Origin of the sequence: Rhodococcoides corynebacterioides NBRC 14404, from assembly GCF_001894765.1 — a bacterium.
GTDB lineage: Bacteria > Actinomycetota > Actinomycetes > Mycobacteriales > Mycobacteriaceae > Rhodococcoides > Rhodococcoides corynebacterioides.
Window position 1 is genome coordinate 52689 of the sequence record NZ_BCWV01000004.1, and the last position, 23621, is coordinate 76309.

Sequence of the window (23621 nt, forward strand, 5' to 3'; positions counted from 1 at the left end):
GCGGTCAGTCCATCAGCGAAGCGGCCACGGTCGCACCCAGTTCCCAGCACGCCTCGAGGTCCTGCGCGGTGGGCTTGTTCGAGACCGTGACGTGCTCCGCGGCTCTGGCCCACCCGAGTCCCGTGGTGATGGAGTCGATCGCGCGTTCTGCGCCCTCGACTCCCTCGTTGCCATGGAGGTAGAGCCCGAACGGTCGACCGCGGGTGGAGTCGAGAATCTGGTAGTAGGACCCGTCGAAGGCGTGCTTGAGGGCGCCGGAGATCGAACCGAGGTTCGCGGGGCTTCCCAGCACGTATCCGTCCGCTGCGAGGAAGTCACTCGCGGAGACCGCCAACGCGGCGCGCCGGACCACCTCGACTCCCTCGATCTCGGGTTGCGTGGCGCCGCGCAGGACGGCCTCGAACATGGCCTGGCAGTGCGGTGACGGGGTGTGGTGCACCACCAGAAGCGTGCTCACGCGTTCTCGGCTCGCTCGAGCTCCACGGCGCGGCGCATGATGTCGCGGGCGCGCGACCGGTCGCCGGCGTAGTCGTAGGCACGAGCCAGCCGGTAGTTGGTGAGCCAACTGTCCGGTGCCGCTTCGTATTCCGCCTTGACGCGCGCGAACAGCTCGTCGGCGGCGTCACGCTGGATACGCCCGGACGGCATGCGGGGAAGATCGGCCACGTCGAGCTCTCGGCCCTCGTCACGGGCACGCTGCGCCAGGTGCTGGTGACGAAAGCCGGCCACCAGCGTGGCGCCGACGATCCACAAGCCGATCACGGGCAGCAGCAGCACGCCGATACCGAGCCCGATTCCCACGGGTGTGCCGAGTCGAATCAACTCGACACCACGACCACCGAGCAGGACGAAATACACACCGAGTACGACGACGAGGACCGCGATGACGGTGACGACGCGCGTGTTCCTGCTCATCGCAGGTCCATGAGCGGCTCGATGCCCAGCGTCAGACCGGGGCGCGACGCGATGCTCCGCACGCCGAGCAGCACGCCCGGAGTGAACGAGGTCCGATCCAGGGAGTCGTGCCGGATCGTGAGGGTCTCGCCCTGCGTCCCGAGCAGCACTTCCTGATGCGCGACCAGTCCCGCCAATCGCACGGAATGCACCCGCACCCCGTCGACGTCGGCGCCACGCGCTCCGTCGAGTTCGGTGCTGGTGGCGTCGGGGCTCGGACCGACCCCGGCAGCGGCCCGCGCCTCGGCGATCAGCGCAGCCGTTCGGTAGGCGGTGCCCGACGGGGCGTCGGCCTTGTTCGGGTGGTGCAGCTCGACGACCTCGACGGAGTCGAAGAACCGCGCGGCCTGCTGCGCGAAAGCCATGCACAGAACGGCGCCGATGGCGAAGTTCGGCGCGATCAGCACGCCGGTGCCGGGGGACGCATCGAGCCAGCCCCGCACGCGATCGAGGCGCTCCTCGTCGAACCCGGTGGTCCCGACGACGGCGTGGATGCCTGCACCGATGAGGTACTCGAGGTTGTCCATGACCACGTCGGGATGGGTGAAGTCGACGACCACCGATGCGCCCTGCTCGGCGAGCGAAGCGAGGCGGTCTCCCTTGTCGACCCGGGCGACCAGAGTGGTGTCCGGGGCCGCCTCGACCGCCTCGCACACGGCGGTCCCCACCTTCCCGGCTGCTCCCAGAACTCCGACGGCGATGGTGTCAGCCACGTGGTATCGATCCCTTGCGTTGGTGAACGGTCGACGGCCAGCCTAGTGGCCGTCGGCGGCCGGGAACTCGATGACCTGCCGGATCGCGCGGCCGTCGGCCAGCTCGTCCATGCCCTCGTTGATCCGGTCCAGCGTGATCCGAGACGAGACGAGCTTCTCCACCGGCAGTCGCCCTTCGCGCCACATCCGTTCGTACAGCGGGATGTCACGTTCCGGCACCGCCGAACCGAGATAGCTTCCGACGATCGTGCGAGCCTCGGCCACCATGGTCAGCGGCGAGAGCGACGAGCGCGCATCGGGCGACGGCAGCCCTACGGTCACGGTGGTACCGCCGGGTGCGGTCGCGGCGAACGCCGTCTCGAAGGCGCGGGCGTTGCCCGCGGCCTCCACGACGATGTCGGCACGAATTCCGGCTTCCGCCAGGCGGTCCGGGGTGTAGACGGCGGTGGCGCCGAGCTCGGTGGCGATCGCGAGCTTGTCTTCCATGGCATCCACCCCGATGACGTCTCCGTGGCCGAGAGACGCGGCCGTGAGCACCGCGGCCATACCGACCCCGCCCAGTCCGACCACCATGATCGACTTTCCCGGCGCCGGGTCGGCCGCATTGAGGATCGCCCCGCCGCCGGTGAGGACGGCGCAGCCGAGCACCGCGGCGACGGCGGGTGGGACGTCGTCACCCACCGGCACGACCGACCGACGATCCACGACGGCGTGCGTCGCGAACCCGGAGACGCCCAGGTGGTGGGCGACGGTCTCACCGTCGCGACGGAGCCGGACGTCCCCCTCGAGCAGGGTGCCGGCGTTGTTCGCGGCGCTGCCGGGAATGCACGGGGTGCGGCCGTCCGACCGACACCCGGCACAGTCACCGCACCGCGGCAGGAAGGTCATCACCACGCGGGTGCCGACGGACAGGTCGACCCCGTCGCCGACCTCCTCGACGATGCCGGCGGCCTCGTGCCCGAGCAGCATCGGCACCGGCCGCACCCGGTTGCCGTCGACCACGGAGAGGTCGGAGTGGCAGAGCCCCGCCGCCTCGATCCGCACGAGGATCTCGCCCGCACCGGGTGGGTCGAGCTCGAGGGCCGACACGGTCAGTGGGCGGGAGTCGGCGAACGGTCGACTCCGGCCGATCTCCTCGAGGACGGCACCGTGGATCTGCATGGCGCCACCGTAATACCTGTCCGCGCCGGGTCAGGCGGAACCGGTGGGCGGGGCCGGGACTCGCGGATTGAGCAAGTGCGCCACCAGCGCCGTCCACCCTGTCTGGTGGCTCGCCCCCAACCCCTCTCCGGTGTCGCCGTCGAAGAACTCGTTGAAGGTCGGGTGTCCCGACCACAGCGGATCGGCGGACGATTCGATGCGATGACCGTCCGCGGGACGACGCCCGTCGACGGGTCGGAACAGATCGGCCAACCCCGTCTCGATCACCGTCGCCGCCTCGGCCAGCGTGTGCGCTCGCCCCGAGCCGGTGGGGATCTCGACGGTGAAGCTGTCGCCGAAGTAGCGACCGTAGGCGCGCAGCTTGTCCGCGAGGAGCACGTTGACCGGGAACCAGACGGGCCCACGCCAATTCGAGTTGCCGCCGAACATCTCGGTCCGCGACTCCCCCGGCTCGTACTCGATGGACAGCGCCCGCCCGTCGACGTCCATCGACAATCCGTCCCGGTAGGAGGCGGAGAGCGAGCGGATGCCGTGCGGGGACAGGAACTCCGCGGGGTCGAACATGCGCTCGAGCAGGCGCCGCAGCCGCACGGGGTCCACCAGGGCGAGCAGCATCCGCCACCGTCCCGACTCGTCCCGCCGACTCATCATCGCGCTGGTCAGCCCGGGCCGCCGATGCTGGAGCCACCGCAGACGCGCCGCGAGGTCCGGGCACTCGCGCCCGACCCAGTCGGGCACCTCGGTGGCGCCCAGGATCGGCAGCAGTCCCACCATGGACCGCACCCGCAGCGGGACGGGCTCCCCGTCGGGCGGTGCCAGGACGTCGTAGAAGAAGCCGTCCTCTTCATGCCACAGCGACAGTCGCGCGGAGCCGAACGACCGCACCGCGTCCGCGATGGAGAGGAAGTGCGCGAAGAACTTGGTCGCGGCGTCGTCCCAGGCGGAGTCGTACCGCGCGAGTTCCACGGCGATCTTGAACATCTGCTGGCAGTAGAACGCCATCCAGCTGGTGGCATCGGACTGCTCGAGCCGGAACCCCGGCGGCAGCGGCTCGGACCGGTTGAACAGCCCGATGTTGTCCATTCCCAGGAACCCACCCTCGAAGATGTTCGAGCCGTCGGCGTCCTTCCGGTTCACCCACCAGGAGAAGTTCAGCAGGAGCTTGGTGAAGACTCGCACCAGGAACTCGCGGTCCCGGTGACCGTCGATGCGGTAGACCTGCCACACTGCCCACGCGTGGACCGGCGGGTTGACGTCTCCGAACGCCCACTCGTAGGCAGGCAGCTGCCCGTTGGGGTGCATCGCCCATTCGCGACACATCAACACCAACTGCTCCTTGGCGAAGTCCGGGTCGACGTGCGCCAGCGGAATGGTGTGGAAGGCGAGGTCCCACGCGGCGAACCACGGGTACTCCCACTCGTCCGGCATGGACACGACGTCGGCGAGCGAGAAATGCGACCACGCGGCGTTGCGGGCGGTGGTCGCCCGACGCGACTCCGGCGCGGGTGTTCCCACCGGGTCGCCCTCCGCCCAGTCGGCCACGTCGTAGCGGTAGAGCTGCTTGCACCAGAGCAGTCCGGCGTACCCGCGCCGCGCGACGTGCCGGTCCTCGTCCGCGAGCGACGGTCCGATGACGTGGTCGTAGAACCGATCCGCCTCCGCGCGGCGGTCCGCGCGCACCATCTCGAACGCCGGGCCGAACGTCGCGGCGTCGGGGACGGACGTCGACAAGCGCAGGGCGACCCGCCGCGTCTCCCCCGGCGCGACGTCGTCCATCGGGTAGTGGAACGCGCACTTCGTGCCCACGCCGTCGGGATTGACCGCGTCGGCCTCACCGCGCACGATCGCCCGGTCGATACCGTCCTTGGTCCACTGCGACCGATTGCTCTCGGCGCCGAACAGCCCCACCGCGTCGGTCTCGTTGTCGCAGAACAGCACTCGCGGCGACCCTTCCGCCGCGAGGAAGTAGCGCCCGAGAAAGCCGTGGTCCACGCGGACCGCGGACAGCGCACCGGGGAGGACGTCCTCGGTCGCGTCCACGATGGACGCCGTGCGATCGTCGCGGCCCCACGCCCAGGTGTTGCGCAGCCACAACTGCGGGAGCACGTCGACCGACGCCGACTCCGGACCGTGGTTGGTCACCGCGATCACGATGCAGACGTCGTCGGGAGAGGCCTTCGCGTACTCGACCACGACGTCGAAGAACCGGTGCTCGTCCAGCACACCGGTGTCGGCAAGTTCGTACTCGCGCTCCAACCTCGATCGCCCGCCGTTGACGGTGCGCAACTGCTCGTACGGATACTCGGCCTGCGGATAGCGGTAGAGCCACGACATCCAACTGTGGGTGGGAGTCCCGTCGAGCGCCCACCAGTATTCCTTGGCGTCCTCGCCGTGGTTGCCCTCGCCGTTGGTCAGGCCGAACAGTCGCTCCTTGAGGATCGGATCGCGTCGATTCCACAGCGCCACGGCGAAATTCAGGAATCCGAACCGATCGCAGATGCCGCCCAGCCCGTCCTCGCCCCACCGGTAGGCGCGCGACCGGGCGTGGTCGAAGGGGAACGAGTTCCAGGCGTCGCCGTCCGCGGAGTAGTCCTCGCGGACGGTTCCCCACTGACGACCCGCCAGGTACGGACCCCACGTGCGCCACGCGCTGCGGTCACCGGGCGATTCCGCGAGGCGCGCGTGCTCGGCGGTGGGATGCGTCGACTCCGTGGTCACGGAGGACAGTGTGCCCGGCGGCTCCGCCTCGTGTCAGCGCGCCGACGCCGTGATGTCGGCAACGGCACGCTCGATTTCCCGAGCCACCGCCTCGACGTGTGGTTCGCGCAGCAGATCGGTGTGCGACCCGGGCACGTCGGCCACCCTGATGCGCCCCGTGACCACCCGACTCCAGACCCGGTCGTCCTGCTCGTTGCCGGCCGTGCGCAGCACGGTCACCGATCCCGGGTACGTCCGCGGGGTGTGACCGGCCAACATTCGGAGACCCCTGTTGTAGAACAACATCCACTGCGTGATCGGCGCGAACGTCACGTACCCGGCCACCATCATCTGGAGCCGGATGCGGAGGAGTGCCGGGAGCGACAGGCGAAGCTTCTCGTACACCGCGTCGGGATCGACACCCGCGCTCTCGGGTGCCGGCTCCGCCGCGGCGTCCACCCCGTCGAGGAGGGCGGTGGTCAATCGACTGTCCACCACGACCACCTCGACGACGTCCTCCCCGGCGTCGTGGAGCATCGACGCCATCTCCAGAGCGACGATGCCGCCCATCGAGTGCCCTGCCAGTGCGTACGGTCCCGTGGGCCGGACTCGACGGATCTGCTCGACGTACCGCCGTGCGGCCGCACGTACGGTGCGGTCCGGTCGGGCCCGCGATTCGAGTCCGTGCGCCTGCAGTCCGTACACCGGCCGCTCCGGATCGAGCCGACGGACCAGCGGGATGAGCGAGACGGCGGGTGCTCCGGCCCCGGTGACGACGAAGAGCGGCACGCCGGTTCCCGTCTCCCGCAGCGGGACCAGTACCCCGGCGCCGCGTCGGCTCCGGGACCCGGCGCGGGTGGTCTCGTCGATCAGATCGGCGATGGCGCGAACGGTCGGTTCGGCCGCGACGCGGGCGGGGTCGAGATCCACGTGGAATCGCTCGCGCACCATCGTCGCCATGCGGACGAACGACAACGAATCCGCACCCGCGGCCACCAGATCGTCGTCGAGATCCACCGACACCCCGAGGGCCGTCCCGACCAACTCGGACGTGGCCACCACGGTCAGGGACGACGACGTGCGGGTGCGCGCGGGCGACGTCGTCACCACCGGCGTGGGCAGCGCGGCACGGTCGACCTTGCCGCGAGCGTTGCGCGGAATGCGCTCGAGCGGCACGACAAAGCGCGGAATCATCCACTGCGGCAGCCTGTCTCCCGCGGATGCGCGGACGGCCCGCACGACCTGCTGGACGTCGTGGCCGCGGACGCAGGCCACGTACGCCACGAGTTCGGTGCGGTCGTCGACCTCGGTGGACGTCACGGCGACGTCGGCCACGCCGTCGACGGCGGCCACCGCGGCCGCCACCTCACCCGGCTCCACGAGGTAGCCGCGGATCTTCACCGCATCGTCGAGGCGGCCGAGCAGGTGCAGTCGCCCCTCGTCGTCCACGCGGCCGCGATCGCCGGTGCGGAAGAAGGGAACTCCCTCGGCGTCGACACCGAAGCGGTCCGACTCCCGACCCAGATAACCGACCGCAGGTCGCCCACCCCGCACGATCACCTCGCCCGCGGAGCCCGGAGCGACGGCGTGACCGTCCTCGCCGACGATGTCGAGGCGGCGGCCCGGAACCGCACGCCCCGCGCGAACGCGTCCCTCGGGGACCTCGTCGGCGGGTGCGACCCGGGAGTAGGCGACCACACCGCATTCCGTGACGGCGTACCAGTTCAGGATGTCCGCGCACGGCGCGAGAGCAGCACGGCACCGGACGACGTCGACGCCGAGCAGCGGCTCGCCGTACGTCACCACGGTCCGCAGGTGATCGACGACCGGTCGCGGTCCGTCGGGCGCGGACAACGACCGCACCAGCGCGACCGAGGCATGCATCGTGGTGGCCCCGACGGCGCGGAGCCAGTCTCCGAGCAGAGCCGGATCGGACACACGCGGGTCCCACAGCGCGACGGTCGACCCGGACAGCAACCCCGCGAGGACCGCCGTGGTGCCGGCGCCGAAGGACACGGGCAACAGGCAACCGACGACGTCGGACGGGGTCAGGCCGACGGCGGCGCGAAGATCGTCGGCCTTCCCCGCCACTCCCCCGTGGTCGAGCACCACGCCCTTCGGGGTGCCGGTGGAACCCGACGTGAAGCACACCATCGCCGTCCGACCCCGCTCGACGCGAGCGGCCGTCGGCGTCAGGACCTCGGCCGCGACGGTCGACGCCGTGAGGTCGGCGACGACGGCGCCGGCGCAGGCGAGAACGGCCGCACGCTTCTGTCGGGGAAGCCGGTCGTCGACCAGGACGAGGGGGTGCCCCGACGCCAACACCGCACACGCCGCGACCACGGTCTCGACCGACGAGTCCGCGATCACCGCGATCGGAACGGCGTCCGGGCCCCCGGCACCGTGCGCGCGGTGCAGCGCCGATGCGCCTCGCCGCGCGGCCGAGACCAGGTCGCCGTACGTGATCGTTCGAGTCGAGGTCGTGACGGCGGGAGCGGACGGGGTCCGCCGGGCGACTCGCGCGAGGCGGGCGAACACCGCCGGGTCGGACAGTCGCGCGTCCGACTCCGTCGCCACCGGCACTCTCGCGTCGCCGGCCGTTCCGTGGGCAGCGTGAGCGCTGTCGAGACTCATGAGAACCACCGATCGTCTGTCGATTCGACTCGAATGACCGGTTTATCGTACCGAGAGTCTGTTTGTTACGCCGTCGATTCGGTCGTGCCTTGTTTTCGACGTCGAAACAAGTCCTCGACCAACACGCCATGACCGACCGGCCTCGTCACCGCGACTCGCGGCACCCGTACACCGTGGCGCCGGCGGCGAGACCGGCGACCAGGGACACCAGACCGGTGAGCGTCGCGGTCGACGCGGGCAGATCGAAGGCCGCCCCCGGCCGCAACCCGGCCCGTCGGGCGAGGTCGACGGCGGCGAGGTGCAGCTCCTCGTGGGTCCGCGCACCACCGGCTCCGGCGGATCCGACGACGACGGCCGCGCGCCACCAGTCCAGCGGAGTCGGGGCCCCGCCACCGTGCTCGTCCGGACCCCAGTGCGCCTCGTCCCACCACATCGCGTGCGTGACCATGCCGGAGCTCTCGTCCGTCGACGTGGAACCGAGCGGGACGGCGCCGTGCGAGGCCACGACGGCGGCCCGAGCGGCCTGCGGCCAGGATTCGTCGAGGATCAGCGCGATGTGGCCCGCGGACAGGACACCGAGCAGATCGGCGAGAGTATCGACCGACGGCTCGGCCCTGAGCGCCAGCGGCACGGACGGCGACGCGCCGTGTCGACGACGGACCTCGGCTGCGCGCCGACGGACGAGGGTGAACAGTTCGCCGTAGGTGACGGCGTCGTCCGCGTGGACGTAGGCGGTGGCACCCGGGTGCCGCCGCGCCGCGGCGTGCAACGGCACCGTGGACGCGCCGACGCGCCGATGGATGGCGCCGTTCGTGGTGATGGACATGCCGTGGTCGCTCTCGTCGTCCCCCGAACCGTCCCGAAGACGGTTCCGTGGTCGCGTAGTGTACTCACGGTTTGTTTACATCGTCCATGCTGCTGCGAAACCGCCCCGCCCGCGGGGCGCCCGTGTGTGTCCACACGTGCTTGAGCTGCTGGTACTCGTGCAGACCGGACGGACCGAGCTCACGGCCGTGCCCGGACCGACCGAACCCGCCCCATTCCGCAGCCGGGGTGTACGGGCCGTAGTCGTTCACCCACACGGTGCCGTGCCGGAGTCCGCGCGCGACACGGTCGGCCCGGGCGGGATCCGCCGTCGCGATCCCCGCGGCGAGGCCGTACCGGGTGTCGTTCGCCAGACGCAGCGCGTCGGCCTCGGCCACGAACCGCTCGACCGTGAGGATCGGACCGAACGTCTCCTCGCGCACCACCGTCATGGTGCGGTCGCATCCGTCGAGCACGGTCGGCAGGTAGAACGCACCGTCACGACGATTCCCGTCGTCGGGCGCTGCACCTCCGCAGCGCAGCACGGCGCCCTCCGCGATCGCACCCTCGACATAGCGCTGCACCTTCTCCCGATGGGTCCTCGACACCAACGAGCCGACCTCGCTCGACGGGTCGAGTCCGGGCCCGAGCACGATCCGCCGTGCGCGCCGGACCACCTCGTCGACCACGCGATCGGCCACCGACTCCTCGACGATCAACCGGGTGCCCGCCGAACAGACCTGACCGGAATGGAGGAAGGCACCGGTCAGTACCCGGTCGACGGTGGCGTCGACCCGGTCCGGGGTGACGGCGTCGGCGAAGACCACGTGTGGGTTCTTGCCGCCGAGCTCGAGTGCCACCCGGGTCAGCAGGGGCGCAGTCGCCGTGAGAATGGCCGTGCCGGTCGCCGCCCCGCCGGTGAAGCTCACGAGGTCGACGTCCGGATCGGTGGTCAGCGCGGCCCCGACGTCGGCGCCGGCCCCGGGCACCAGGTTCACGACGCCGTCGGGCACCCCCGCCTCCACCAGTGCTCGCGCGAAGAGCACGGTCGACAGCGGGGTGACCTCGCTCGGCTTCAGCACCACCGTGCACCCCGCGGCCAGTGCCGGCGCCACCTTCCACGACATCTGGAGCAGGGGGTAGTTCCACGGTGCGATGGCCACGCAGACCCCGGCCGGCTCACGCACCACCCGCGAGAGCACGGCGGCATCGCCGACCTCGACCACCCGGTCCGACGGCCGTTCCGCGAGATCCGCGTAGTAGCGGAGCACGGACACCACGTCGTCGACGTCGATGCGGCTCTCGGCGAGCGTCTTTCCGGTGTCGAGCGTCTCGACCTCCGCGATCACGTCGCGGTCGCGGACGAGCACGTCCGCGGCGCGGCGCAGCGCGGAGCTCCGGCGGGCCTGCGCCGAGACCGCGGACCACTCGCCCCCGTCGAACGCCGCACGCGCGGCGCGGACCGCCGATCGTGCGTCGTCGATCGAGGCATCCGCGAGCTCGAGGAGCGTCCGCCCGGTGGCCGGATCGAGAATCGGTCGCACCCGACCGGAGCTGCCGGAGAGCCAGGTTCCGTCGACGAGAAGGGGCCGCGCGAACACGGCGCGATCCAGGCGCCCGGCGGCGGCCTGGTGCAGGGTGGGGTCGCTCACGCGACCACTGTCGCAGCCGGACGACCCGACGGCGAAATCGGGGGCCGTCCCCGTTTCGTCGGCCATGACAAACCGACGGTCTGGTCACTGTGAATCTTCGGAACAACCCCGTGGGTACTCGAAGCGGCGACGGCGATCTCGGTACCTTCGCGGACATGACAGCCGAAACCCTGGCCGACGCACCCGCTCCGCAGGAGTACGACCCCGCGCAGCACGCGATGGACATGGTCGGCTACCACTACCGCGCGGACGACCATTACGAGGTCGGCCGCGAGAAGGTGCGCGAGTACGCGAAGGCCGTCCGGGACTTCCATCCCGTGCACTGGACGGAAGAGGGCGCTGCCGAGCGCGGTTACGGCGCCCTCATGGCCCCGCCCACGTTCTTCTCCCTGGTCGGCATCCTGGCGCAGCAGAAGCTGCTCGGCCGGATCGCCGCCGGGTACGACCTCACCCGCATGCTGCAGACGGACCAGTACGTCGAGTACTACGGCCCGGTCCTCGCCGGGGACCGCCTGACCTGCGACGTGTCGCTCGACTCGTTCCGCAAGGTCGCCGGTCGCGGCTCCATGGTGACGAAGACGGTCCTGACGAACCAGCGGAACGAACTCGCCCAGATCACCTACACGACACTGCTCATCGATCGGCCGTCCGACGACGACCAGCGGATCGAGGACGCCGCGCGCGGGATGGTCATGGCCGGAATGTTCGGCCCCGATGCGGCGGCCGCCGAGGTCGAGACCAATCCGGACGGGGACGATCTGGAGGCGTCCTTCGATCCGCCCGTCCGGGTTCCCTTCCGGGGCGCACCCACCCGTCGCTTCGAGGACGTGACCGTCGGCGAAGCCCTCCCACAGCGCGTCGTCTCGCTCACCCGCGGCGACCTGATCAACTACGCCGGCGTGGTCGGCGACAACAACCCGGTGCACTGGAGCGACTCCTTCGCCGCCATGCTCGGCCTCGAGACCGTGGTGGCCCACGGCATGCTGACGATGGGCCTCGGCACGGGCTTCGTGTCGCAGTGGGTGGGCGACCCGGGTGCGCTCAAGGACAGCACCGTGCGCTTCACCAGCCCGGTGCTGGTGCCGCCGGTGGGCCATACCGAGGTGACCATCGACGGCGTGGTGAAGTCGCTCGATCCCGAGACCCGCACCGCCGTCGTGTCGATCGACGCGCGCTGCGCGGGCAAGCGCATCCTGGGCCACAAGGCCACGGCGACGGTGCACCTGGCCTGACGGCCGGTCACCGCCGGGGCACGGTCCCCCGGACCGAGGCGGGGAGTTCCGACACGCGGTCGTACGGTCCGACGACGGCGGCCGCCATCGGCCGCCGGAGCAGGTCCGCCGCGACGGCACGCACGTCGTCGAGGGTGACCTCGTCGATGCGGCGCAGTGTCTCCTCGACCGATCGGTCGTTGCCGTAGTTGAGTTCACTGCGGCCGATCCGGTTCATGCGTGAGCCCGAATCCTCCAGTCCCAGAACCAGACTCCCCCGCATCGACCCTTTCGCCCGCGCGCATTCCGCGTCCGTGATGCCGTGCGCGGCGACGTCGGCGAGGACGTGACGCACGGTGTCCGCGACCTCGGCGAGGTTCTCGGGCTGACATCCGGCATAGACCGAGAAGGCGCCCGTGTCGGCGAACGTGTCCACCGACGAGTACACGGAGTACGCGAGACCGCGTTCCTCGCGGATGCTCTGGAAGAGCCGTGAACTCAGTCCGCCGCCGATCGCGGTGTTGAGCACGGAGAGTGCCCAGCGATGGCCTTCGTACCGACCGTAGGACTGCATGCCCACGCACAGGTGCGCCTGCTCGCTGTCGCGGGTGGTGAGGCTGAGCGTCGGCGTCGCGAGTACCGGGCGGCGAGCGTCCCGGCGCGGCGCGGGATCGACGGGCGCGTCGAGCCGGTCGCCGAACGCACGGCGGACACCGGACACGACATCCTCGTGATCGACGTTGCCGGCGACGGCCACGACCATGCGATCCGGGGTGTAGCGCCGGGTGTGGAACGAATGCAGTTGACGCCTGGTCATCGCCTCGATGGACTCGGTCGACCCGATCACCGGCCGACCCACCGGGTGATCACCGAACAGCGCGGTCAGAAAGGCGTCACCGAGCAGATCCTCGGGATCGTCGTCGCGCATCGCGATCTCCTCGAGCACCACCTGGCGCTCGACGTCGACGTCGGACGATCGGCACAGACCCCGCAACACCACGTCCGCGACGAGCTCGAGACCGAGGTGCAGGTCCTCGTCGAGCACGTGCGCGTAGAAGCAGGTGTTCTCCTTCGACGTGAAGGCATTGAGTTCCCCGCCCACGCCGTCCATCACCTGCGCGATGTCCAGCGCGGTGCGCGTCGGAGTCGCCTTGAACAACAGGTGCTCGAGGAAATGGGCCGCACCGGCGACCGTGCGTCCCTCGTCGCGCGACCCCACCGCGACCCAGACGCCGACCGACGCGGACCGCACTCCGGGGACGAACTCGGTGACCACGCGGACACCGCCCGGCAGGACGGTGCGCTGCACGCCGAGCGTGGTGGAGACCGCAGAGCGGCGGCGCGGCCGGGAACCCGAGAGTTCCGCGGGCCGCGCCGCCGCCGTCGCGTACTTCTTACTCAGCGCCGACCTCGGTGGCCGAGTCGGCCGAGTCGGCGGCCGGAGCGGCCGGGGCCGCCTCGTCCTCGACCGGCACCAGGCTGATCTTGCCGCGGTTGTCGATATCGGCGATCTCCACACGGAGCTTGGAGCCGACGTTCACGACGTCCTCGACCTTGCTGATGCGCTTGCCGCCGCCCAGCTTGGAGATGTGCACCAAGCCGTCGCGACCCGGCAGCAGCGAGACGAAGGCACCGAACGCCGTCGTCTTCACCACCGTGCCGAGGAAGCGCTCGCCGACCTTGGGCAGCTGCGGGTTCGCGATCGCGTTGATGCGATCGATCGCCGCCTGCGCGGACGGGCCGTCCGCGGCACCGACGTAGACCGTGCCGTCGTCCTCGATGGAGATGTTGGCGCCGGTCTCCTCGGTGATCGAGTTGATCATCTTGCCCTTGGGCCCGATGACCTCGCCGATCTTGTCGACGGGGACCTTGATGGCCGTCACGCGCGGAGCGTAGGGGCTCATCTCGTCGGGCTCGTCGATGGCCTCGGCCATGACGTCGAGGATGGTCACGCGGGCGTCCTTGGCCTGCGACAACGCGCCGGCCAGAACCTGCGAGGGGATGCCGTCGAGCTTGGTGTCGAGCTGCAGAGCGGTGACGAATTCCCGCGTGCCGGCGACCTTGAAGTCCATGTCGCCGAAGGCGTCCTCCGCACCGAGAATGTCGGTGAGGGCGACGTAGCGGGTCTCCCCGTCGACCTCGTCGGACACGAGACCCATGGCGATGCCGGCAACCGGAGCCTTCAGCGGCACACCGGCGTTGAGCATGCCCAGCGTCGAGGCGCAGACCGAACCCATGGAGGTCGAACCGTTGGAGCTCAGCGCCTCCGAGACCTGACGGATGGCGTAGGGGAACTCCTCCTGGCTCGGCAGCACGGGCAGCAGTGCGCGCTCGGCCAGCGCGCCGTGACCGATCTCGCGGCGCTTCGGCGAGCCGACGCGACCGGTCTCACCGGTGGAGTACGGCGGGAAGTTGTAGTGGTGCATGTACCGCTTGCTGGTCTCGGGGCCCAGCGAGTCGATCTGCTGCGCCATCTTGACCATGTCGAGGGTGGTCACGCCCAGGATCTGGGTCTCGCCACGCTCGAACAGGGCGGAACCGTGGGCACGCGGCACCACGGCCACCTCGGCGGACAGCTCGCGGATGTCGGTGATGCCGCGGCCGTCGATACGGAACTGATCACGCAGGATGCGCTGACGCACCGAGCGCTTGGTCAGCGAGCGGAACGCTGCGCCGATCTCCTTCTCGCGCCCGACGAAGCGGTCGCCGACGATGGTGAGGACCTGGTCCTTGACCTCGTCCAGCTTGGCCTCGCGCTCGGCCTTGCCGGCGATGGTGAGGGCCTCGGTCAGCGGGATCTGCGCCGCACCCTCGACCGCCTCGAAGACGTCCGACTGGTACGGGGGGAAGAGCGGGAAATCGCCGGTCGGCTTGGCGGCCGCCGCGGCGAGCTGCTTCTGCGCCTCGCACAGGGACGCGATGAACGGCTTGGCCGCCTCGAGCCCCTCGGCGACGATCGCCTCGGTGGGAGCCTGAGCGCCACCGTCGATCAGGGAGAGCACGTTCTCCGTGGCCTCGGCCTCGACCATCATGATGGCGACGTCGGCGTCCGCGCCGGACCCGGAGACGATGCGGCCGGCGACGACCATGTTGAACACGGCCTGCTCGAGCTGCTCGTTGGTGGGGAACGCCACCCACTGCTTGTCGATCAGCGCGACGCGGACACCGCCGACGGGGCCGGTGAACGGCAGGCCCGCGAGCTGCGTGGACGCCGACGCGGCATTGATGGCGACGACGTCGTACAGGTCCTTGGGATCGAGGCTCATCACGGTGATGACGACCTGGATCTCGTTGCGGAGCCCGTCGACGAACGTCGGGCGCAGCGGCCGGTCGATCAGGCGGCAGGTCAGGATCGCGTCCGTGCTGGGGCGTCCCTCGCGGCGGAAGAACGAGCCGGGAATGCGGCCCGCGGCGTACATGCGCTCCTCGACGTCCACCGTCAGGGGGAAGAAGTCGAAGTGGTCCTTGGGGTGCTTCGACGCGCTGGTCGCCGAGAGCAGCATGGTCTCGTCGTCGAGGTACGCGACGACCGCGCCGGCGGACTGCTTGGCCAGGCGACCGGTCTCGAAGCGGATGGTGCGGGTGCCGTACGACCCGTTGTCGATGACGGCGGTGGTCTCGAAGACGCCCTCGTCGACCTCGGTCGCGGCGTCGGTGGTGGTGGTGGAATCGGTCATGTCTGTCTTCATCGTCCTCTCGTCTTCGCCGTGCCCACCCGGGCGCGCAGGTGAACCCGCTGGTTCACCCGCGGCGTCGTCCGGTCGGCGCATCGAGGGCGGCCCACGATCGAAGCTCGTCGGCATGCGACATCCGACGAACCACTACCGAAGACCGACCCGACCGTCCGACCGGACGGCACACGGCTGCTTCTTCTCGCCCGCGTTCGGGCGACAAGTGGAAACCCTACCGTTCCGGTCGCGAACGACCGAACGGCCGACGAGGATCAGCCCGGTGGCTGCCTCGCCGGCTCGTTCGCGACGTACGACGGAAACTTATCGACGCAGGCCCAGACGCTCGATGAGCGAGCGGTAGCGCGCGACGTCGACCTTCTGCACGTACTTCAGCAGGCGACGACGACGTCCCACCAGCAGCAGGAGGCCGCGGCGGGAGTGGTGGTCGTGCTTGTGCTGCTTCAGGTGCTCGGTGAGGTCCGTGATGCGCTTGGTGAGCATGGCCACCTGCGCCTCGGGCGAACCGGTGTCGGTCTCGTGGAGGCCGTACTCGCCGAGAATCTGCTTCTTCTGTTCGGTGGTCAACGCCACTGGGGTCACTCCTGGAAATACCGTCCGCGCGTGAATGGGTCCGCACGGAAACCGCGCGGTGTTGCCGCCGCCGCGAACCGCAGCAGACAACAGCCGTCGAGAATACCAGGCCGCCGTCCGGCCGAGACCACGCCGCTACCCGGCGGCGAGTACCTCTCGTGTGCGCACGACGTCGCGGTCCATCTGGGCGACCAGCTCGTCCACCGACGCGAAGGTCTCCATGCCGCGAACCCGCTCGACGAAGTCCACGGCCACGTGCTGGCCGTACAGATCGGCGTCGCCGTCGAGCACGAACGCCTCGACCGTGCGGGTGCGCCCGGAGAAGGTGGGATTCGTGCCGACCGAGATCGCGGCCCGGCACCGCTCACCCGGGGTCACCGTGCCCGTCACCGGCCCCGCTCCCAGCACGGTGAACCAGCCCGCGTAGACGCCGTCGGCCGGAATCGCCGCGTGCATGGGGGGTTTGACGTTGGCGGTGGGATAGCCGATGGTGCGACCCCGCCCGTCACCGTGCACGACGACGCCCTCGACGCGGTGCGGGCGACCGAGCGCGGCCGCGGCCGCGGCGACGTCGCCGGCGTCGACACACGACCGAATGTAGGTGGAGGAGAACGTGACCGCGTCCCCCGCGAGCAGGCTCAGACCCTCGACCCCGAAGCCGAACTTGCGGCCCGCCTCACGGAGCAGATCGACGGTGCCGAGCGCCTTCTTGCCGAACGTGAAGTTCTCCCCCACCACCACGTCGACGACGTGCAGGCGGCCGACCAGGATGTCGTGGATGTAGCTCTCCGGCGTGACCTTCATGAACTCGCGGGTGAACGGCATGACGCAGAAGACGTCGATGCCGAGTTCCTCGGCCAGTTCCGCGCGACGGGTGAGCGTGGTGAGTTGAGCCGGGTGACTGCCGGGGCGCACCACCTCCATCGGGTGCGGATCGAACGTCATGAGCACGGCCGGGACACCACGCTTCGCCGCGAGTTCCACCGCACGTTCGATCAGTTGTGCGTGGCCGCGGTGCACTCCGTCGAACACGCCGATGGTGAGAACACAGCGACCCCAGTCGGCCGGTACGTCTTCCAGACCACGCCATCTCTCCACGAGCACCAAGCCTACGGCCCCGCGTGTGAGCGCGTCCCGGTGTGGCCCCGGCGCTAAGCTGTCTCGCGTGTCCGCCCCCGCCCTGTCCACGGTCGCGCAGGACTATCTCAAGACCATCTGGACCGCCGGCGAGTACTCCGCGGAACCGGTGAGCACGAAGCTGCTCGCGACGCGACTGAACGTCTCGCCGTCCACGGTGTCCGAGGCGGTGCGCAAACTCGCCGACCAGGGCCTGGTGGATCACGCCCGGTACGGGGCGATCACGCTCACCGAGGCCGGCCGCCGCGCCGCCGTCGCCATGGTGCGTCGGCATCGCCTCATCGAGACCTGGCTGGTCGACGAGATGGGCTACGGCTGGGACGAGGTCCACGACGAGGCGGAGGTGCTCGAGCACGCCGTCTCGGACCTCCTGGTGGATCGCATCGACGCGAAACTCGGTCACCCGTCGCGGGATCCGCACGGCGACCCGATTCCCACCGTGGACGGCACCATCCCGGCGCCGCCCGCCGTGCCGCTGGCCGAGTTCGCCGCGGGTCGGCAGGGTCACGTCGCGCGCATCTCCGACTCGGACCCCGAGATGCTGCGGTACTTCGACAGCATCGGCATCACTCTGGATCTGGTGATCACGATGGTCGAGCGTCGGGACTACGCCGGCACGGTGTCGGTCGCGCTCGGCGACAGCGACACCACCGTCGACCTGGGAACCGTGGCGGCGGAAGCGATCTGGATGACCGCCGACCCCGATCGCGGCGCCTAACCGCCGAGGGTAGCCGGGCGGACCACCATCACGGAACCGGCCCGCTTGCCACGCTCCTGCACCAACGCGACCGTGCGCCCGTCCGGCCCGACCGCCGCGTAGACCCCGGCCATCCCCACGGGATCGAGCCACCGCCCCTGGCTGAGCGACTCCGCCTCCGCCGCCGAGACGTCGCGACGCGGAAAGGCCGTCGCCACCGCGGCGTCGATGTCGAGACTCACACGCGGGTCCGCGCGTACCTCGTCGAGGGTGCGCGCGTGCTCCAGCGTGAACGGACCGACGCGGGTGCGCCGCAAGGCCGTCAGATGGCCGCCGACACCGAGAGCGGCACCCAGGTCACGGGCGAGGGCCCGCACGTACGTTCCCGACGAACACTCCACGTGCACGTCGAGATCGATCGCGTCGTCGGACCGGCGACACCGCAGAATCTCGAAGCGCGAGACGGTGACGGACCGAGCCGGGATCACGACGGTCTCGCCCTCGCGGACGAGCGCGTGCGCCCGACGACCGTCGATCTTGATCGCACTGACGCTCGACGGCACCTGCTCGATGTCCCCGGTCAGCGCCGCCACGGCGTCGTCGACGGCGTCGTCGCGGACGGTGGACACGTCCCCGCGCGAGACGACGTCGCCCTCGGCGTCGTCCGTGGTGGTGGCGCTGCCGAGACGGATCGTCGCCGTGTACTCCTTCGTGGTGAGCGAGAGCAGACCCAGGATCTTGGTCGCGCGCTCCACCCCGAGCACCAGCACTCCGGTCGCCATCGGGTCCAACGTCCCCGCATGCCCCACGCGACGGGTGCGCAACGCCTTGCGGCAGGCCGACACCACGTCGTGACTGGTGACGCCGCCGGCCTTGTCGACGACGAGCAGGCCGGCACCGTCGAGTCCGGATGGCGGTGGAATGTGGTCGGGCACGACCGAGAAGTGTGCCAGACGTGATGCTCAGGTCACGCTGACCGCGGTCAGCACCAACCCGTCCGCGACGATCCACCGGCCGTTCAGGGCCGTCAACGGCGCACCGGTGGTGGTGTGCCCCGGAACCAGCAGTTCGGACCGGAAGGACCCGGTGGGCGCGCCGTCGCCGTCCTGACGCTCGAAGGTGATGTGCGCGTCCTCGAAACCGAGCCAGCGGCCGGTCAGCGGGTACCAGGCCTTGTACGTCGCCTCCTTCGCGCAGAAGAGCACCTTGTCCCAGTGGACCTCGCCGTCGGTGCGAGTGGCCAGCACGTCGCGCTCGGCGGCAATGCTCACTGCGTCGAGCACACCGTCCGGCAGCGGCTCGTGGGGTTCGGCGTCGATGCCCACCGACCGCAAGCGGAGCGCGTAGGACACCGCGGCGGCGCGGTAACCGTCACAGTGGGTGAGGCTGCCTACCACCCCGTTGGGCCAGACCGGCGATCCCATGTCCCCGCGCAGGATCGGCGCCGGGTCGAGACCGAGACGCCCCAGGGCGAGACGGGCGCAGTGACGGGCCGAGGTGAACTCGCGCTTGCGCTTCTCCACGGCCTTCTCGATCAGGTGGGCCTCGCGGGGGTGCGGCTCCAGACCGGGCGGGTCCTCGAACAACTCCTCCGCGGCCACACCGGTCGGCAGGATCGCGCTCAGGAGCGCCTCGCTCATCGCCGCCTCCGATCGGTCATCTTCTCCACTTCCGCTTCCATCTCGGGCGTCACCGTGAAGTGGCCGCCCCACTTGTTCAGGCTGCCCGGCGGGTACTCGGGCACCGGCAGGATCTGTCGCAGCGGGTTGTCCGGCAGGCCCCGCCGCTTCCATTCGCGCGGGTAGCCGACCGACACCTCTTCGAAGCGCACTCCGTCGTAGTACGTGGTCCGGGGGATGTGCAGGTGCCCGTAGACCGAGCACACCGCGTGATACCGCAGATGCCAGTCGGCCGTCTCGGTCGTCCCGCACCACAGCGCGAACTCCGGGTAGAACAGCACGTCGGTGGGCTGCCGGACCAGCGGCCAGTGGTTGATCAGGACCGTGGGCGCGCCCGGCTCCAGATCCGCGAGGCGACCCCGGGTGTAGTCGAGCCGCGCGGCGCACCACGCGTCCAGCGTCGCGTACGGGGTCGGGGTGATGAGGAACTCGTCCGTCGCCACCACGTTGCGCTCGCGGGCGAGGGCCAGCCCGTCCGCCTTGGTCGACGTGCCGTCCGGCAGGAACGAGTAGTCGTAGAGCAGGAACATCGGCACCAGGGTGACGGGGCCGTCGGGCCCGGGCCACTGCGGAAACGGATCCTCCGGCGTCAGCACACCCAGCGAGCGGCACAGCGTGACCAGGTAGTCGTATCGGGCCTGGCCGTGCATCTGCACCGGGTCCTTGACGGTGGTCCACAGTTCGTGATTCCCGGGCACCCAGATCACCGTGTGGAACCGGCTCGCGAGCAGGGACAACGCCCACTCGATGTCGTCGGTCTTCTCCGACACGTCGCCCGCGACGATCAGCCAGTCGTCGGGCGAGGAGGGCACGATGGCTTCCGTGACCTCACGGTTGCCCCGGTGCCCGACATGGATGTCACTGACCGCCCAGAGGGTCGGGGTCCGGTCGTCCACCTGCTGCGGCACCTGATCACGGTCCTTCGCTCGTCGTACGGTCGGCCCCCGTGACCGTCCACCGACCGGACAGGGTCCGGTGGACCACCGCGGCGGCTCTCAGGGTAACGAACACGGCGAGGCCCACCCAGATTCCCGGCAGCCCCCAGTCGAGGACCAGGGCCAGCCAGATCATCGGCAGGAACCCGACCAGCGCGCTCAGCAGCGTCGCCGTCCGCAGGTACGCCGCGTCCCCCGCGCCGAGGAGCACGCCGTCGAGGGCGAACACCACCCCGGCGACGGGCACGATCACCACGAAGATCCACCACACGGAGTCGATCGACGTCAGCACCGACTCGTCGGTGGTGAACAGTCGCGGCAGCGGTCCGGCGAGCCCGGCGAACACGCCCGCCAGCACGACGGCGAAGCCGACGGACCACGCCGTCACGTCTCGGGCGACGCGTACTGCCGCCGCGCGTCGGGCAGCACCCAGAGCCGCCCCCACCAAGGACTGGGCGGCGATCGCGAGCGAGTCGAGCATGAGGGCCGTCAGATTCCACAACTGCAGGACCACCTGGTGCGCTCCGACCGCGCCCGCGCCGAACCGCGACGCCACCGCGACCGCCGAGAGGAAGCACGCCTGGAATGCCATCGATCGCAGGATCAGATCCCGGCCGAGCACCAGTTGCTTGCGCACGATCGCGACGTCGGGTCGACGAGAGCGAGTGCGCGGACCCCGCACCAGTGCCCCGACGAACGCCACCGCCGACACGGTCTGCCCCAGCACGTTGGCCACGGCCGACCCCTCGAGACCCAGCGGCGGACCGACCACGCCGTGCACCAGCACCGGGCACAGAACCGCCGACAGACCGAGGCCCAGCACGACGTAGCGCAGCGGACGCACGGTGTCCTGCACACCGCGCATCCAGCCGTTCCCCGCCATCGTGATCAGAATGCACGGCACCCCGAGCACGGCGATGCGGAGCCAGGACTCCGCGCGGTCGGCGATCTCGCCGCCGCCCCCGAGGACCGACGTGATCGGTCCCGCCAGCACCTGCACGATCGCCACCAGGACGAGGCCGATGCCCACGGCCAGCCAGGTGGCCTGCACGCCCTCGTTCTTCGCATCGTCGTCCCGGCCGGCACCGTGCAGACGGGCGGCGCGGGCGGTGGTGCCGTAGGACAGGAAGGTCAGCTGCGTACTCACCTGGGCCAGCACGAGACCACCGACGGCCAGTCCGGCGAGCGGCACGGACCCCAACCGACCCACGATCGCCGTGTCCAGCAGCAGATAGAGCGGCTCGGCGACCAGAACGCCCAGCGCGGGGAACGCGAGCCCGAACAGCGTGCGCGCCGAGACCCGACCGTCGGGCGGCGTCACCCCAGCGCGGCGACGAGCGCCGCCACGGCATCGTCGACAACGCCCGTCACGGTGTAGCCCGCCGAGAATCGGTGGCCACCGCCGCCGAGCGCGGTCGCGGTGGCCGAGACGTCCACCACGGACTTCGAGCGCAGGGACACCGACCATCCGCGGTCGTTCTGCTTGAACACCGCCGCCACCTCGGCCTCGGCCGTGGTGCGGACGATGTCGACGACGCTCTCGATCTCCTCGGATCGCAGCCCGCCGACGTCCTCGAGCCGGACCACCGCGTAGACCAGGCCGCGAGCGCCCGCCGCGTCCGGCAGCAGTCGCGCCGAGCCGAGCACGCGACCCAGCATCGGCAGCCAACCGAACGGGTGGGTGTCGAGCAGCGACCGCGTGATGGCCGCACCGTCGATCCCGGTGCCGAGCAGCCGCTCCGCGAGCAGGTGCGAACCCGGCCGGACCCACCGGAAGGACCCCGTGTCGGTGACCAGACCGGCGTACAGGCAGTGGGCGAGATCCCGGTCGATCACGATGCCAGCCGCATCGAACAGTGCCGCCACCACCGCCGTGGTCGACTCGGCCGACGGATCCACCAGATGATGGGTTCCGTAGAAGGTGTTGGACCGGTGGTGGTCGATCACCAGGGAGACCGCACCGTCGAGGCGATCACCGAGCGCACCGAGGCGTTCACGGCTCCCGGCGTCGACCGTGACCACGAGGTCGACCTCGGTCCGCACCTCGTCGGCCGCGGTGACGAACTCGGTTCCGGGCAGACTCACCATGGAATCGGGCAGCCGGGACGGCGCCGCGAACGCGACCTGCACCGAGACTCCTCGGCGGTCGAGCGCGATCGCCAGCGCGAGACCGCTGCCGATCGTGTCCGCATCCGGCTGAACGTGGCACAGCACCGTCACCGTCGACGCGGCGTCCAGCAGGTCGAGGGCCGCTCGGAGGTCCGCGGCCGCGAGGTCGGTCACCGCTCGTCGGCGGCCGAGGCGTCGTCGGTCCGCGGTGACTTGTACGGATCGGCGTCGCCCGCCGGGGTGGCGCCGGCAGCGGCCGCGGCCACGTCGCTGTCGATGCGGCGAGCCCGCTCGAGCAGCTCCTCGAGGTGCCGCGCCGCATCCGGGACGGTGTCCGCCACGAACGTCAGCGTGGGGGTGAAACGCACTCCGGTGCCCGCCCCGACCTTCGTCCGGAGTGCACCTTTCGCCTTCTCCAGACCGGCCGCGGCCGACGCGAAATCGGGCTCGTCGTCGAGGGTCTCGCCGCGCACGGTGTAGTACACCGTGGCGTCGTGCAGGTCCGGGGTCACCTTGGTGTCGGTGACGGTCACGAACGCGAGGCGAGGGTCCTTGATCTCGTGATCGATGGCCGTCGCCACGATGGCGCCGATGCGTTTGGCCAACTTTCGAGCGCGGGCTTGGTCAACCACGACGCGTCTCCCTCTCGGTCAGTCCTCCGGCCCGAACACGCGGCGCCGGACGGCGAGTAGTTGCAGCTCGGGCCGGCCGGCCACGTGCCGTTCGCAGGTGTCGAGCACCTGGTGCAGATGCGAGACGTCGGCCGTCGCGACGGCCACGCCCACCATGGATCGACGGTAACGCTCCTGCTCCCCCGTCTCCGCGGCCGACACTCCGTAGCGCTGCAGGGCGGCGACGACCGGCTTGATCACCGACCGCTTCTCCTTCAGCGAGTGCACGTCGCCGAGCAGGATGTCGAGCTCGAGAGCTCCCAGGAACATCGCTCATCACCTCGTGTGTGCGGGACGGGCGTGGC

At 70.4% G+C, this 23621-nt stretch carries 21 protein-coding genes; 2 read left to right on the forward strand and 19 right to left on the reverse strand.

Going from position 1 to position 23621, the window contains the following annotated elements:
- Positions 1-4 precede the first annotated feature (4 nt).
- The 8 genes from RC2_RS09580 to RC2_RS09615 form a co-directional block, all read right to left on the reverse strand.
- A complete protein-coding gene (locus RC2_RS09580) occupies positions 5-457 on the reverse strand; it encodes a flavodoxin family protein (RefSeq protein ID WP_068151476.1) in 453 nt (150 codons plus the stop codon).
- Positions 454-915 carry a hypothetical protein gene (locus RC2_RS09585; protein WP_068151473.1) on the reverse strand — a complete coding sequence of 154 codons (462 nt, stop codon included), beginning with the start codon at positions 913-915 and terminating at the stop codon, positions 454-456. The genes RC2_RS09580 and RC2_RS09585 overlap by 4 nt, the downstream gene beginning before the upstream one ends.
- Entirely contained in the window at positions 912-1667 is a 756-nt protein-coding gene (gene dapB / locus RC2_RS09590; RefSeq protein ID WP_068151470.1) for a 4-hydroxy-tetrahydrodipicolinate reductase, read from the reverse strand. Before dapB ends, RC2_RS09585 begins: the two co-directional genes overlap by 4 nt.
- Positions 1668-1709: 42 nt before the next feature.
- Positions 1710-2828, reverse strand: a complete 1119-nt coding sequence (locus RC2_RS09595) for an alcohol dehydrogenase catalytic domain-containing protein (protein ID WP_068151465.1) — start codon at positions 2826-2828, stop codon at positions 1710-1712.
- Between the two features lie 30 nt (positions 2829-2858).
- Entirely contained in the window at positions 2859-5546 is a 2688-nt protein-coding gene (locus RC2_RS09600; protein ID WP_068151462.1) for an MGH1-like glycoside hydrolase domain-containing protein, read from the reverse strand.
- Positions 5547-5579: 33 nt separating this feature from the next.
- The gene (locus tag RC2_RS09605; protein ID WP_068151459.1) at positions 5580-8159 is read right to left on the reverse strand and encodes an alpha/beta fold hydrolase; all 2580 of its coding nucleotides are present in this window, start codon (positions 8157-8159) and stop codon (positions 5580-5582) included.
- Positions 8160-8304: 145 nt separating this feature from the next.
- Positions 8305-8985 carry an AMP-binding protein gene (locus tag RC2_RS09610; protein ID WP_068151456.1) on the reverse strand — a complete coding sequence of 227 codons (681 nt, stop codon included), beginning with the start codon at positions 8983-8985 and terminating at the stop codon, positions 8305-8307.
- Between the two features lie 64 nt (positions 8986-9049).
- Entirely contained in the window at positions 9050-10681 is a 1632-nt protein-coding gene (locus RC2_RS09615) for an aldehyde dehydrogenase family protein (protein WP_082895687.1), read from the reverse strand.
- Positions 10682-10770: 89 nt separating this feature from the next.
- Here RC2_RS09615 and RC2_RS09620 point away from each other — a divergent pair, with 89 nt between their 5' ends.
- Positions 10771-11847 (forward strand): fused (3R)-hydroxyacyl-ACP dehydratase subunits HadA/HadB, encoded by a 1077-nt coding sequence (locus tag RC2_RS09620; protein ID WP_068151492.1) that lies wholly within the window; start codon positions 10771-10773, stop codon positions 11845-11847.
- 7 nt (positions 11848-11854) lie between these two features.
- Here RC2_RS09620 and RC2_RS09625 read toward each other — a convergent pair whose 3' ends face one another.
- The 4 genes from RC2_RS09625 to RC2_RS09640 all read right to left on the reverse strand — a co-directional run bounded on the left by RC2_RS09625 (position 11855) and on the right by RC2_RS09640 (position 17186).
- Positions 11855-13228 carry a M16 family metallopeptidase gene (locus tag RC2_RS09625; protein WP_068151489.1) on the reverse strand — a complete coding sequence of 458 codons (1374 nt, stop codon included), beginning with the start codon at positions 13226-13228 and terminating at the stop codon, positions 11855-11857.
- Positions 13221-15503 carry a polyribonucleotide nucleotidyltransferase gene (locus RC2_RS09630; protein WP_068151454.1) on the reverse strand — a complete coding sequence of 761 codons (2283 nt, stop codon included), beginning with the start codon at positions 15501-15503 and terminating at the stop codon, positions 13221-13223. Before RC2_RS09630 ends, RC2_RS09625 begins: the two co-directional genes overlap by 8 nt.
- A gap of 315 nt (positions 15504-15818) precedes the next feature.
- Positions 15819-16088 (reverse strand): 30S ribosomal protein S15, encoded by a 270-nt coding sequence (rpsO, locus tag RC2_RS09635; RefSeq protein ID WP_068100737.1) that lies wholly within the window; start codon positions 16086-16088, stop codon positions 15819-15821.
- A 135-nt stretch (positions 16089-16223) separates the two neighbouring features.
- Positions 16224-17186: a bifunctional riboflavin kinase/FAD synthetase gene (locus RC2_RS09640; protein ID WP_072681434.1), complete on the reverse strand. Its 963-nt coding sequence runs from the start codon at positions 17184-17186 to the stop codon at positions 16224-16226.
- A gap of 67 nt (positions 17187-17253) precedes the next feature.
- On the opposite strand from RC2_RS09640, the gene RC2_RS09645 reads away from it, so the two are divergent.
- Entirely contained in the window at positions 17254-17943 is a 690-nt protein-coding gene (locus tag RC2_RS09645; RefSeq protein WP_245811058.1) for a metal-dependent transcriptional regulator, read from the forward strand.
- On the opposite strand, the gene truB is transcribed toward RC2_RS09645, so the two are convergent.
- The 7 genes from truB to RC2_RS09680 are packed head-to-tail and all read right to left on the reverse strand — an operon-like array spanning position 17940 to position 23586.
- Positions 17940-18857, reverse strand: coding sequence for a tRNA pseudouridine(55) synthase TruB (gene truB, locus RC2_RS09650; RefSeq protein ID WP_082895685.1), 918 nt, complete (start codon positions 18855-18857; stop codon positions 17940-17942). The two genes, RC2_RS09645 and truB, sit on opposite strands and share 4 nt — an antisense overlap.
- Before the next feature lie 27 nt (positions 18858-18884).
- The gene (locus RC2_RS09655; RefSeq protein ID WP_068151447.1) at positions 18885-19562 is read right to left on the reverse strand and encodes a 4'-phosphopantetheinyl transferase family protein; all 678 of its coding nucleotides are present in this window, start codon (positions 19560-19562) and stop codon (positions 18885-18887) included.
- On the reverse strand, positions 19559-20509 hold the full coding sequence (locus RC2_RS09660) for a metallophosphoesterase family protein (RefSeq protein ID WP_371828706.1): 951 nt from the start codon (positions 20507-20509) through the stop codon (positions 19559-19561). The genes RC2_RS09655 and RC2_RS09660 overlap by 4 nt, the downstream gene beginning before the upstream one ends.
- Positions 20510-20513: 4 nt before the next feature.
- The gene (locus RC2_RS09665; protein ID WP_068151444.1) at positions 20514-21857 is read right to left on the reverse strand and encodes an MATE family efflux transporter; all 1344 of its coding nucleotides are present in this window, start codon (positions 21855-21857) and stop codon (positions 20514-20516) included.
- Positions 21854-22819: a DHH family phosphoesterase gene (locus tag RC2_RS09670; RefSeq protein WP_068151441.1), complete on the reverse strand. Its 966-nt coding sequence runs from the start codon at positions 22817-22819 to the stop codon at positions 21854-21856. The genes RC2_RS09665 and RC2_RS09670 overlap by 4 nt, the downstream gene beginning before the upstream one ends.
- Positions 22816-23277: a 30S ribosome-binding factor RbfA gene (gene rbfA, locus RC2_RS09675; RefSeq protein WP_068151439.1), complete on the reverse strand. Its 462-nt coding sequence runs from the start codon at positions 23275-23277 to the stop codon at positions 22816-22818. The genes RC2_RS09670 and rbfA overlap by 4 nt, the downstream gene beginning before the upstream one ends.
- An 18-nt stretch (positions 23278-23295) precedes the next feature.
- Positions 23296-23586: a DUF503 domain-containing protein gene (locus RC2_RS09680; RefSeq protein ID WP_068105508.1), complete on the reverse strand. Its 291-nt coding sequence runs from the start codon at positions 23584-23586 to the stop codon at positions 23296-23298.
- Positions 23587-23621 lie beyond the last annotated feature (35 nt).